General features: G+C 48.5%; 11 protein-coding genes and 2 pseudogenes. 3 read left to right on the forward strand and 10 right to left on the reverse strand.

Translation table 11 applies throughout. From position 1 onward, the window contains the following. Positions 1-9: 9 nt before the first annotated feature. The 7 genes and pseudogenes from rnr to zapE all read right to left on the reverse strand — a co-directional run bounded on the left by rnr (position 10) and on the right by zapE (position 6,928). Positions 10-2,384 (reverse strand): annotated as a pseudogene (gene rnr, locus KHX94_RS06315) (ribonuclease R). A gap of 32 nt (positions 2,385-2,416) precedes the next feature. Beyond that, positions 2,417-3,031 carry a tetratricopeptide repeat protein gene (locus KHX94_RS06320; protein ID WP_213682792.1) on the reverse strand — a complete coding sequence of 205 codons (615 nt, stop codon included), beginning with the start codon at positions 3,029-3,031 and terminating at the stop codon, positions 2,417-2,419. A gap of 117 nt (positions 3,032-3,148) precedes the next feature. Beyond that, on the reverse strand, positions 3,149-4,447 hold the full coding sequence (locus KHX94_RS06325; RefSeq protein ID WP_213682793.1) for an adenylosuccinate synthase: 1,299 nt from the start codon (positions 4,445-4,447) through the stop codon (positions 3,149-3,151). Positions 4,448-4,512: 65 nt separating this feature from the next. Next, on the reverse strand, positions 4,513-4,701 hold the full coding sequence (locus tag KHX94_RS06330) for a DUF2065 domain-containing protein (RefSeq protein ID WP_213682794.1): 189 nt from the start codon (positions 4,699-4,701) through the stop codon (positions 4,513-4,515). A gap of 91 nt (positions 4,702-4,792) precedes the next feature. Further along, positions 4,793-5,185: a 30S ribosomal protein S9 gene (gene rpsI, locus KHX94_RS06335; protein WP_133037359.1), complete on the reverse strand. Its 393-nt coding sequence runs from the start codon at positions 5,183-5,185 to the stop codon at positions 4,793-4,795. Positions 5,186-5,199: 14 nt separating this feature from the next. After that, positions 5,200-5,628 (reverse strand): 50S ribosomal protein L13, encoded by a 429-nt coding sequence (rplM, locus tag KHX94_RS06340; RefSeq protein ID WP_133037360.1) that lies wholly within the window; start codon positions 5,626-5,628, stop codon positions 5,200-5,202. Positions 5,629-5,833: 205 nt separating this feature from the next. After that, entirely contained in the window at positions 5,834-6,928 is a 1,095-nt protein-coding gene (gene zapE / locus KHX94_RS06345; RefSeq protein WP_213682795.1) for a cell division protein ZapE, read from the reverse strand. 313 nt (positions 6,929-7,241) lie between these two features. On the opposite strand from zapE, the pseudogene KHX94_RS06350 reads away from it, so the two are divergent. Together KHX94_RS06350 and degS are read left to right on the forward strand one after the other, a co-directional pair. Beyond that, a pseudogene (locus tag KHX94_RS06350) lies at positions 7,242-8,595 on the forward strand (DegQ family serine endoprotease). 157 nt (positions 8,596-8,752) lie between these two features. Further along, positions 8,753-9,823 (forward strand): outer membrane-stress sensor serine endopeptidase DegS, encoded by a 1,071-nt coding sequence (degS, locus tag KHX94_RS06355; protein WP_213682796.1) that lies wholly within the window; start codon positions 8,753-8,755, stop codon positions 9,821-9,823. A 68-nt stretch (positions 9,824-9,891) separates the two neighbouring features. Here the strand turns inward: degS and rraB are convergent, their stop codons facing one another. Both rraB and KHX94_RS06365 read right to left on the reverse strand, forming a co-directional pair. Beyond that, on the reverse strand, positions 9,892-10,308 hold the full coding sequence (gene rraB, locus KHX94_RS06360; protein WP_213682797.1) for a ribonuclease E inhibitor RraB: 417 nt from the start codon (positions 10,306-10,308) through the stop codon (positions 9,892-9,894). Between the two features lie 32 nt (positions 10,309-10,340). Then, a complete protein-coding gene (locus tag KHX94_RS06365) occupies positions 10,341-11,084 on the reverse strand; it encodes a 1-acylglycerol-3-phosphate O-acyltransferase (RefSeq protein WP_213682798.1) in 744 nt (247 codons plus the stop codon). Positions 11,085-11,364: 280 nt separating this feature from the next. Between KHX94_RS06365 and KHX94_RS21035 the strand changes: the two genes are divergently transcribed. Beyond that, a complete protein-coding gene (locus tag KHX94_RS21035; protein WP_280529625.1) occupies positions 11,365-11,490 on the forward strand; it encodes a hypothetical protein in 126 nt (41 codons plus the stop codon). Here KHX94_RS21035 and KHX94_RS06370 read toward each other — a convergent pair whose 3' ends face one another. Beyond that, a complete protein-coding gene (locus KHX94_RS06370; RefSeq protein ID WP_213682799.1) occupies positions 11,491-11,820 on the reverse strand; it encodes a hypothetical protein in 330 nt (109 codons plus the stop codon). Positions 11,821-11,865 lie beyond the last annotated feature (45 nt).

Consider the following 11,865-nt stretch of genomic DNA (forward strand, 5'->3'; position numbering starts at 1 on the left):
TGGGCCGTTTCACAGCCTTACTCTTTTCAGACTTACTTTTTCAGGATTAGCGGGCTTGTTAGCGGCCACCTTATCGATATTTTTACTGCGTTTATCTTTACCCGTACGACCTTTGTTAGCCGCAAGTTTGGCGCCTTCACGGTTGACACGTTCGCGCGCGGTCAATGGCCGACTAGCACTGCGGCTTCGGCCCCGATTGCGCTGCCCCATATCATCCACCATCAACAGTTCAATCTGGCGATCGTCAAGATTCACCGCAGCCACTTTGACCGTTACAGGATCGCCAATCTGGTAGACTTTGCCGGTATGCTCACCGATAAGGCGCTGCCGCAACGGATCATATTGATAGTAATCGCTCCCTAGCGTTGAGATATGCACCAGCCCATCAATGAACAGATCTTTCAGACGCACAAACAAGCCAAAGCTTGTGACCGAAGCCACCACGGCTTCAAATACGTCGCCAACATGATCCTGCATAAACTCGCATTTGAGCCAATCGGCAACATCGCGGGTCGCTTCGTCCGCGCGGCGCTCGGTATTGGAGCACTCTTCCCCGAGGAGATCCAGTTCTTCCAACTGATAATTGTAACCGCCATCTGGCGTCCACTTATCCTGCACCTCCGCATCGGCTTTCGCTAACAGATAACGGATCACGCGATGCAACACCAAGTCAGGATAGCGGCGGATAGGTGATGTAAAATGCGCGTATTCTTCCAGCGCTAAACCAAAGTGACCTTCATTATCTGGGGTATAAATAGCTTGGCGCATTGAGCGCAGCAACATCACTTGGATAAGCTGTGCATCGGGACGCTCATGTACCTGCTCCATCAAGGCTTGATAATCTGCGGGTTGGGGTTCCAATCCACCATTGAGTTTCAAACCGCGTTCAGCCAGAAACTCCTTAAACTGCGTCAGCTTCTGCTCCGATGGTGCTTCATGTACCCGGTAAAGCGTATGACCTTTGTATTTTTTGACAAATTTAGCCGCCGCCACATTGGCCATGATCATGCACTCTTCAATGATCTTATGCGCCTCATTGCGCACCCGTGGCACAATCCGGTCTATCTTGCGCTGCTCATTGAAGATGAATTGGGTTTCTTCGGTCTCAAAGCCAATGGCACCACGCGCTTGCCGTTGCTGCTCCAGTGTTTGATAAAGTTGCTGTAACACCTGCAAATGCGGATACAACTCGCGGTACTGTTCGGGAACGTTACCAGTCTCCAGCATGTCGGCGACCAAGGTGTAAGTGAAGCGGGCATGCGAGTGCATCACTGCCGGATAAAATTTATAGCCAGACAATTTACCGCTGGCAGCAATCGTCATCTCGGCAACCATACACAGGCGATCAACCCCAGGATTGAGTGAACATAAGCCGTTAGATAGCTTCTCTGGCAACATGGGGATCACTTGTGACGGGAAGTAAACCGAGTTACCACGAGCGCGCGCCTCAGTGTCCAACGCCGATTCGGTGCGTACATAGTAGCTCACGTCAGCAATCGCAACCCACAGCCGCCAACCGCCACCGCGTTTACGTTCAGCATATACGGCGTCATCAAAGTCACGGGCATCTTCACCGTCGATAGTGACCAGCGGCAACTGGCGCAAATCAACACGTCCGGTTTTATCGCTATCCAAGACTTCATCCGGGATTTTACGCAGCCGTTTTTCGATGGCTGCCGACCAAGTGTGGGGCAAATCGTAATTGCGTAAAGCAATTTCGATTTCCATGCCTGGCGCCATATCCTTACCCAATACTTCGGTAATTTTACCGGCCGCTTTCACATAACGGCCTGGGCGGCGGGTTAGCTCAACCACCACCACATCGTTTTCTCTGGCACCATTGCGGTCAGCATTATCAATCAAGATTTCTTGGGTAATGCGTTTGTCATCAGCAATAACAAACCCCATACCGCAATCCAGATGAAACCGCCCAACCAAAGGCGCAGTGCGTTCTTCTAACAGGCGGACAATCCGCGCTTCAGTACGACCACGTCCGCCAGCTTTTTGTGCTAATACCCGGTCACCGTGAAAATATTTGAGCATATCCCCATGATGAATATAGAGATCTTCTCCGGCTTCATCTGGGTGGAAAAAACCATAGCCGTCTTTGTGACCTATGATAGTCCCGGCAATTAAATCCATCCGTTCAGGCAGCCCATAACATTGACCACGAGTAAACACTATCTGCCCATCACGCTCCATGGCCCGCAGACGACGACGCAAGGCTTCTTGCTGTTCTTCATCATGAATATCCAGTGCTGCGGCGATGTGTTCGCGGTTCAGGGGGAAGGCTGACTTTTCAGGTAATCCAGAATAAATTCCCGACTGGGAATGGGGTTGTCGTATTTCTGTTGTTCTCTCTCAAAATGAGGATCTTTAATCATTCAAATTCCATCAGTTAGTTAACCACCAGTCATCATCTGTGTACCGTGGCTTTTTTCGCTTGTTCTAATTGACTGGCGGGTAGCTTGCCCGCTAGTTTTGCCAGTAAAACACTGGCCTGTTCTTGGGTTTTGGCATCATTAAATGTCTGATTATATAGCCAATGATAAGCCATCATATAATCGCGAGGGCTGCCATACCCTTCACCAAATAGTTTTACCAGCATCATTTGTGCGGGCAGATCACCATTAGCAGCAGCGGGATAGACGTACTGCACTGCCCGCTGTTTATCTTTCATCAAAAACTTGCCTTGCGCATAATATTCAGCAAGTCGAACCATCGCCTCGGCACTGCCCTGTTCTGCGGCTGCCCGCAGTTGCTGTATACCACTGGCGGGATCGGCCTTGACGCAAACACCGTAATTAAGCATTTCGCCCCACAGATACTGGTACAGTGGTTCTTTCAATACATCCGCATGAGCTTCAATATCCTGCACAATCTGACAGTTATCAGATTTAATCTGTTGCAGATAAGTATGACTGCGGATCATCTTCAGCAATTGTGCCTGTGAGTAGATATCTACCGCTTTTTGCTCTGCCATCAAAGGCGCCGCCATCAGCAGGGATAACATCAATATCAGTCGCAACATAAAGCTTTTCCGAGACAATGAAAGACATAAGGATCATCGGCAGTATAACGCAATTCTGAAGGGGTGCTGCAAGTCCATACATTGTAAAAAAGGCCGCTTATGCGGCCTTTTGGGTAACTACTCTTTGAACGGACTCACCAGAATCATAGTTTCGTTACGGTCTGGCCCAGTCGAGATAATATCTATCGGCGTTTCCAGTAAAGCTTCTATCCGCTTGATATAGTTGATAGCCGCCGGTGGCAACTGCTCCAACGAGGTTGCCCCAAATGTGCTTTCACTCCAGCCGGGTAAAGTCTCGTACACAGGCGTTACCAGCTCATAACCTTCGGCTGCCAAAGGGGTTACCTTACTGACAGTACCATCTGGGAGTTGATAACCCACACAGATTTTGACTTCTTTCAGCCCATCCAGCACATCCAGTTTAGTCAGGCATAGGCCACTTAAACTGTTGATTTGGATAGCACGGCGCATAGCTACCACATCTAACCAACCTGGGCGACGTCTACGTCCGGTAGTAGCACCAAATTCATGCCCTTTAATTGACAGATGCTCACCGATATCACAGGTCAGTTCTGTCGGGAATGGGCCGCCACCTACGCGAGTAGAATAAGCTTTGATAATCCCCAAGACATAATCAATGTAACGCGGTCCCAAACCACTGCCAGTAGCAACGCCACCAGCAGTAGTGTTAGAGGAGGTCACAAATGGATAAGTCCCATGGTCAATATCCAGCATGGTGCCCTGAGCACCTTCAAACAGGATGGAATCGCCATTTTTACGCGCATTGTCGAGTAACTCGGCGACATCAACACACATGCTCTTGAGATAATCCGCCAGCGCCAGAGAGTCTTCTAGAGTTTTCTCATAATCCACCGGCTCACATTTATAGTATTCAGTGAGAGTGAAGTTATGGTACTCCATGACTTCTTTCAGCTTTTCAGCAAACTGCTTAGGATTGAACAAATCGCCCAACCGCAGTCCACGACGAGAAATTTTGTCTTCATACGCAGGACCGATACCACGGCCAGTGGTACCAATGGCTTTATTGCCGCGCGCTTTTTCACGGGCAACGTCTAGTGCACAGTGAAATGGCAGGATCAGCGGACATGCTTCAGACAACAACAGACGTTCTTCAACAGGAACGCCTTTATCCTTCAGCATTTTAATTTCTGTCATCAGCGCTTCTGGTGATAACACCACACCATTAGCGATGACGCACTTGACGTTACCGCGGAGAATACCAGATGGGATCAGATGAAGAACGGTTTTTTCACCATCGATAACCAGTGTATGACCAGCGTTATGGCCACCCTGATACCGAACCACGTATTTTGCCTGTTCTGTCAGAAGGTCGACAATCTTACCTTTTCCCTCGTCACCCCATTGAGTGCCGAGAACAACTACGTTTTTGCCCATTGTTTGCTGCAAGGTTGCGGTTAAAACAGGATTCTAACAGATTTTGACCGGTGAAGGGCAAGAGTTTACGAAAAAATAATCAGTATTGCCGCGCCAGTTAACACTAATCCTGCCCCCAGACGTTGCATGCTGCTTGCTGGCATTGCAGCTATCTGTTGCAGATATTGGCGCCAACGATTAGGGAATAAAAGAGGGCCTAAGCCTTCAAACAACAACACTATGCCCAATGCCGTTAACCAAAGATGCCATCCCATTGTTTATGCCCTGAGTTGTTGAGCCATCGGTTTTATTCTGCCATAAAAAAACCCGGCTGATGCCGGGTTTTTGCAAACACATAAAGCGATATTAACGCTTAGAGAACTGTGGTTTACGACGTGCTTTACGCAGACCCACTTTCTTACGTTCAACCTGACGAGCATCGCGGGTAACGAAACCAGCGGCACGCAGAGTAGGACGCAGAGTTTCGTCCAGTTCCATCAGCGCACGGGTAATACCGTGACGGATAGCGCCAGCTTGACCAGTAATGCCACCGCCTTTAACGGTTACATACAGGTCCAGTTTATCGATCATTTCAACCAGTTCGAGTGGTTGACGAACTACCATGCGGGCAGTTTCACGACCGAAATAAACATCCAGAGGACGCTTGTTAACAACGATATTACCACTGCCTGCTTTGGCAAATACGCGGGCAGTTGAAGTTTTGCGACGGCCAGTGCCGTAGTACTGAGTTGCAGCCATTTGCTTAATCCCGTTTAGATATCAAGAACTTGAGGTTGTTGTGCAGCGTGGTTGTGCTCTGCGCCCGCGTAAACTTTCAGTTTACGGAACATGGCACGGCCCAATGGGCCTTTTGGCAGCATACCTTTAACCGCTTTCTCGATGATCATTTCTGGCTTATGAGCTTGCAGCTTCTCAAAGCTGATCTGCTTGATGCCACCTGGGAAGCCGGAATGGGAGTAGTATGTCTTACCCAAAGCTTTGTTACCGGTAACGGTAACTTTCTCAGCGTTGATCACGATGATGTAATCACCAGTATCTACGTGAGGAGTAAATTCAGGCTTGTGTTTACCACGGAGACGCAAAGCGATTTCAGTGGCGATACGGCCCAAAGTCTTACCTTCGGCATCAACAACATACCAGTCGCGAGCTACAGTTTCTGGCTTGGCAGTAAAAGTCTTCATTATTACAAAAACCCAAAGTTAAATTCTGTCACATGTTGCCGCGGATGCAGACAACACTATATACCGTTCCATACCCCTTCGAGCATGTAGTTGGCTTTAACCGCCCAACAAAGGACGGAGTAACGTGGGCAGGCGCAGGATTATAGACAAAGCTGAACTAAAAATCATCTGCTTTTTGCCGCCAACGTAATATTTTTCCAAAAAATTATGGCAGATGCTCCAGTGCCAAATATTCTTTTGATTGCATTTCTATCAACCGGGAACGACAACGCCGAAATTCAAAGCTCAATTGTCCTTCAGTATAGATTTGCGACAGCGGTACTGCTGCCGAAATAATCAATTTTACCCGCCGTTCATAAAACTCATCCACCAGTGCCAGAAAACGCCGGGGAATATCGTCGCCGGTCTGCTGCAACCCCATCTGTTCAACGCCACGCAGCAGTACTGTATGAAACTGATGTGCCACTGTCATATAGTCCCGCTGGCTGCGGGGGCCATCACACAGCGCGCGAAAATCCGCTAACAATACGCCTTTGCTACGTTGCTGAATCTGGATATGACGACCACTGATCTCTAATGGCTCAGTGTTAATTTCCGCTCCCTCGGTTAATTGGCGGAAGTAACTTTGTAGATTGGTTTCAGCTTTTTGATCCAGCGGAAAGTGATAAATTTCAGCTTGCTCCAAAGTACGCAGACGATAGTCGATACCGGAATCCACATTCAGCACCTGACAATGCTGGTTAATCTGGGCAATCGCCGGTAAAAAACGTGCCCGCTGCAACCCATTCTTATAGAGGTCATCGGGAATGATGTTGGAAGTCGCCACCAACAGCACCCCTTTTTCAAAGAGCGCGGTAAACAAAGTGCCAAGCAGCATGGCATCGGTAATATCAGACACAAAAAACTCATCAAAGCAGATGACCCGGTATTGCTTTGCCATCCGCTCGGCTATCACCAGTAACGGATCGCGAGTCCCTTTCAGCTCATTCAATTCCTGATGAATACGTGCCATAAAATGATGAAAATGGGCACGTAATTTGTGGCTATCCGGTAGTGATTCGAAAAAGATATCCATCAGATAGGTCTTTCCACGACCGACGCCGCCCCACAGATACAACCCTTGAACCGGTTGTGGCTTACCGCGGCCTATCCAACGCCGCCATCCACCCTTGGCAGGTTTTTGCAATACATCGTAAACCCGTTGTAAAGCTCTTACGGCGCGTTCCTGAGCAGCATCATAACTAAAATCGGTTCGTTCCAGATCCTGCTGATAATGTTCCCATGGCGTGATTTGTGACACTTGAAATCTTCTCGTTATGCCTTATGTGAAATATACGGCCTTTCAAAAGAAGCCAAATGTTAACATGCGAGGCCAAAGTTGGTACAGACGTACCAGAACCAGTAAAAATTAACGCAATGTTTTTAATAGGTTTTACTATTCTATTAACGACAATACAGTGAGCGCAGATAATTAATCTTTGTTAATGACTCGAACTTTTCAAAAGCCTGTTCAGTCGGATTAAGTACCGATAGCTCACAGAGCATTTAACGAATTCGCCGCCACCTGGCAGAGCAGAACATCTGAATGATTCCGGATGAGGAGCAATACATAGATGAAGACCAAGTTATCACTGATTTCCGCGGCCCTGTTGGGGGCAAGCCTGATGTTAAACCCTGTGGTGTCACAGGCATCCATTCCACAAGCCGTTGATGGGCAGAATATTCCTAGTCTCGCCCCGATGCTGGAAAAAGTAACCCCGCGGTAGTCTCTGTTGCCGTATCTGGAACCCATGTGTCACGGCAACGCGTCCCAGATATTTTCCGCTACTTTTTGGCCCCAATGCGCCACAAGAGCAAGTACAGGAACAACCCTTCCGCGGCCTGGGTTCTGGGGTCATTATTGATGCGGACAAAGGTTACATTGTCACCAACAACCATGTGGTTGATGGTGCCGACGAAATTAAAGTAGGTCTGCATGATGGCCGTGAAGTAACCGCTAAATTGCTGGGCACAGACAAAGAATCTGATGTGGCATTGTTGCAGATCAAGGCTGACAATTTGACAGCCATTAAACCTGCCGACTCTGATTCCTTGCGTGTTGGTGACTTTGCCGTGGCGATTGGTAACCCGTTTGGTCTTGGGCAAACCGTGACTTCAGGTATTGTCAGCGCACTGGGCCGGAGCGGCCTAGGCATAGAAATGCTGGAAAACTTCATTCAAACTGATGCCGCCATTAATAGTGGTAACTCCGGTGGTGCATTGGTGAACCTCAAAGGTGAACTGATCGGCATCAACACCGCCATTGTTGGTCCAAACGGTGGCAATGTGGGTATTGGCTTTGCGATCCCAGCCAACATGGTACACAACCTGGTGAATCAGATTATTGAACATGGCGAAGTGCGCCGTGGGGTACTCGGGGTCATGGGCCGCGATTTGGACAGTAAACTGGCAGAAGGTTTTGGTCTGAAATCGCAGCATGGTGGGTTCGTCAATGAGGTTGTTGCCGATAGCCCAGCCGCAAAAGCCGGGATCAAAGCCGGTGACGTTATCGTTAGTTTAAATGACCGTCCAGTGAAAACCTTCCAAGAGTTGCGGGCAAAAATTGGCACTATGGGTGCTGGCACCGAAGTTAAACTGGGGATCATCCGCGACGGTGACCAGAAAGACGTTAAAGTCACCCTAGGTAATGCGAGTGAAATGAAAGAAGCCTCCGCTGGCGATGTACATCCAATGCTGGCCGGAGCAACCCTCGAAAATACCGATAAAGGGGTGGCCATCACCGCAATTGCCCAAGGTTCTCCAGCGGCCATGAGCGGCCTGCAAAAAGATGACCTGATTGTTGGGGTTAACCGCTCTCGTATCGACAACCTGAAACAGTTGAAAGCAGCCCTCAAGGATCAAGATGGTGGTGTAGCCTTGAAGATCCGTCGTGGTAACAGCTTGCTGTATCTAGTGTTACGCGGATAAATTCACCATAATGGCAATGGAGTCGCGGTTGCGGCTCCATTTTTTAACCGCCAAAGACGCTACTACATCGGACACTAATCAACGAGCGATGCCGTATAAAACATGCTAGTCTAGCTCGACTTTTTCCTTTTTACTCAATCACGGACCGCCACTAACAATGCTCAGATCCTCGCTGATCTATATCGCTAAAGCCGTTACCTTCGGCCTGGTAATGGCTGCCGTGTTTATCGTGTTCACCCGCTTTATTGCAGATCCCAATGGTAATCTGCTGCAATTTAACAGCGGCAGTGAGTTGTCATTTTCGTCAGCGGTACGCAAAGCCGCACCAGCCGTCGTCAATATCTACAGTCTCAGCATCAATCAGGAACAACCGCTTAATTCCAGCAAGCTGCAGGGACTGGGTTCTGGGGTGATAATGAGTAAACAGGGCTACATTATCACTAACTACCATGTGATTAATAAGGCCGATGAAATTGTGGTGGCACTGCAAGATGGCCGAAAATTCAGTGCCGATGTGGTGGGGCTAGATCCAGAAACCGACCTTGCGGCACTTAAAATTGAGGGTGATAACCTGCCAGTAGTGCCGGTGAATCTCAAGCATGCGCCACGGGTTGGTGATGTAGTGCTCGCCATTGGCAATCCCTACAACTTGGGCCAAACCATCACGCAGGGCATTATCAGTGCTACCGGTCGCAGCGGTTTGAGTAGCCGCTATCTGGATTTTTTGCAAACAGATGCCGCCATTAACGCCGGTAACTCAGGTGGCGCGCTGATCGATACCACGGGAAGTCTTATCGGTATTAACACTGCGGCTTATCAGTTGACCAATGATGATAAAGCCGGGCACGGTATCAACTTTGCCATTCCGATTGAATTGGCATACAAGGTGATGGGCAAACTGATCAAAGATGGTCGGGTGATCCGTGGTGCACTAGGGATCTCTGGCGAACCAGTAAATCAAGTGATCGCACAGATCCTTAATCTGCCGGATTTGAAAGGCATCTTCATTACCAGCCTGGACTCAGGTGGCCCGGCATTTCATGCAGGACTGCGCCCACGTGATGTTATCATCAAATATCAGCATGAAGAGGTGACTGGGGTCGACATGCTGATGGATCGTATTGCCGAAACCAAACCAGGGACCAAAGTCGACGTACAGATTATCCGTGATGGTAAAACACTGGATATTCCGGTCGTGATGGGTGAAAAACCGGTACGCTACAACTGAGACGTTACCGCTAGCCCATAACAAAACACCGGGATGAGCCCGGTGTTTTTACATCTGTTTAGCAAGACTTAATGACGCCAGCTAGACTCTTCTTCATCATCAAGATCTTCATCTTCTTCTATATCTTCGTCATCACCCATGAAGTAGGTGCCCCAGCCATCATAGTCAACCTTATGTTTGCTGGCTAACTGTAATAGTTGCTCGCAGGCTTTATCCAGCAAAGCCACATCCAGTGAGTGATAAGCGATGGCATCGAAACAGAACAGTACACTACCGTCATCGAGTTCCACTTCTTCAGCATCATTCACTTCAAAGCCCAATTTGAACGCATCCACAGCGGCTTTTTCCAAGCGATCAAAATCACTGGACGAAAAATGATGCTCAATGGTGTATTCAGCATCGGCATCAGAACCGTCACTCAGCAGTGACTCCACAATATCGCGATTTTCCTGCTGCTGAGCCTGCAGTTGTTGTTGAACACTCATTTATTGATCTCCAGTTGGGGCATTGGCGCTGATTATACTTCAGGATGATGTGATGGTGCAGCCATCAGTTGCGCCGCTTCAAGGTTTAGCTGTTCCAGTTTAGCCGCCATCTTTTGGTGAATGTCAGCGGCAAAGTCACGGAGCTGGTTCGGCGCGACATTGTCAGTGGCGACAGGTTCAAGCAATTCAATGATCACAACACCATTGTTACGGCGATTAAGGCGAATATGGCTCTGACATGAGGCGATAATGGGCACCACCGGCACCCCAGTGGCTATTGCGGTATGGAATGCGCCCATTTTAAATGGCAATAACCCGCGACCGCGGCTACGAGTACCTTCCGGAAACACCCACAGTGATAGTCTATTCTGCTTAATTTTGCGGGCGACCTTGTTCAAGGTTGAAACCGCCCGAGTGCGATTCTTACGATCAATCAGAATATTGCCTGACAACCAGTAAATAATACCGAACAAGGGGATCCACAACAGGCTCTTTTTGCCAAGAGACACTGTGCCCTTAGGTACCACCTTTGATAAGGTAAACAGATCAAAATTATTTTGATGGTTAGCGAGAAAAACACAGGGCTGGCACTGGCTACGTTCGCTATGACGGATGATCACCCGCAATCCCAGCAATGGAGTCACGGCAGCAAAACAACGCGCCAATACATAAACATTATCTTTATGCATGGGCCGCAACAGGCACAATACAATACTAAAACAGAACAGCAATACCAGCAGCAACGCCAGTACTAAGCTTCTGAACACTAACAGCACGCTTTTGCTCCTCACAGGAAGGTGCGCCAGTATACCACCCTAATGACAACTCACAACGCAAGCAGTAAGGAATGTATGGTGTTAGTTATTCAGTGCTCTCTAAAATTAATGATTGCAGGCCTTCGTTATAACAGCGTATGGTAACCAACGGAAATCAGAGGAATTGTGCCGCGCCCCGAGCTGCATTAAACAGCGATTATCAGGATTAAGCCGTAGTTAAGTTGACCTTAAGCCGTTAGCAATAGACTCGGGAGCAAATCAGTATACAGAGGAATGGATCATGCTGGCTTTTATCCGTAATAACATAGGGATCATTCTATTCGCCATCCTGTTTTTAGGCGTAGTGTTCGGTGGCATCTATTACGTAGAACACTCTCTGGAAGCCCAAGAACGGGTAGTTAACTGATCAGCGATATTTGCGGCGTTGCTCGCTGTCGTCCACCTTGGAAGGTCGCTCGGTGACCTTCAACTGATCCATCAAATGCGACATCAACAGGGTAATCAATACCAAAATGACCACAGGTATCCCCAGATGGCGCGTGTTCGGCCATAACCATACTGTGATACCTGACAGTAGCAGCAGATAAAAACTCACCATTTTGACCTTTAACAGCCAAGGTGTACGGCCTAGCCAAACCAGGCAATGCGGACACTGGATCTGTGCCGAAAAACCACGACCCCGTTGTTGGGTAATTGCCTCAACTTTTATGGCCTTGCCACAATTTGGACAGATCATCTGTTACTCTAAAACCAATAAAAAACAGCGCATTCTAACAGAAAT

Origin of the sequence: Shewanella dokdonensis, assembly GCF_018394335.1 — a bacterium.
Taxonomy (GTDB): Bacteria; Pseudomonadota; Gammaproteobacteria; order Enterobacterales; family Shewanellaceae; genus Shewanella; species Shewanella dokdonensis.

Bases quoted from the DNA above. Each gene is read 5' to 3' on its own strand.
- rplM (WP_133037360.1), bottom strand. From the start codon at position 5,628: ATGAAGACTTTTACTGCCAAGCCAGAAACTGTAGCTCGCGACTGGTAT.
- KHX94_RS06330 (WP_213682794.1), bottom strand. From the start codon at position 4,701: ATGGGATGGCATCTTTGGTTAACGGCATTGGGCATAGTGTTGTTGTTT.
- KHX94_RS06325 (WP_213682793.1), bottom strand. From the start codon at position 4,447: ATGGGCAAAAACGTAGTTGTTCTCGGCACTCAATGGGGTGACGAGGGA.
- KHX94_RS21035 (WP_280529625.1), top strand. From the start codon at position 11,365: ATGCTGGCTTTTATCCGTAATAACATAGGGATCATTCTATTCGCCATC.
- rraB (WP_213682797.1), bottom strand. From the start codon at position 10,308: ATGAGTGTTCAACAACAACTGCAGGCTCAGCAGCAGGAAAATCGCGAT.
- rpsI (WP_133037359.1), bottom strand. From the start codon at position 5,185: ATGGCTGCAACTCAGTACTACGGCACTGGCCGTCGCAAAACTTCAACT.
- degS (WP_213682796.1), top strand. From the start codon at position 8,753: ATGCTCAGATCCTCGCTGATCTATATCGCTAAAGCCGTTACCTTCGGC.
- KHX94_RS06370 (WP_213682799.1), bottom strand. From the start codon at position 11,820: ATGATCTGTCCAAATTGTGGCAAGGCCATAAAAGTTGAGGCAATTACC.
- KHX94_RS06320 (WP_213682792.1), bottom strand. From the start codon at position 3,031: ATGTTGCGACTGATATTGATGTTATCCCTGCTGATGGCGGCGCCTTTG.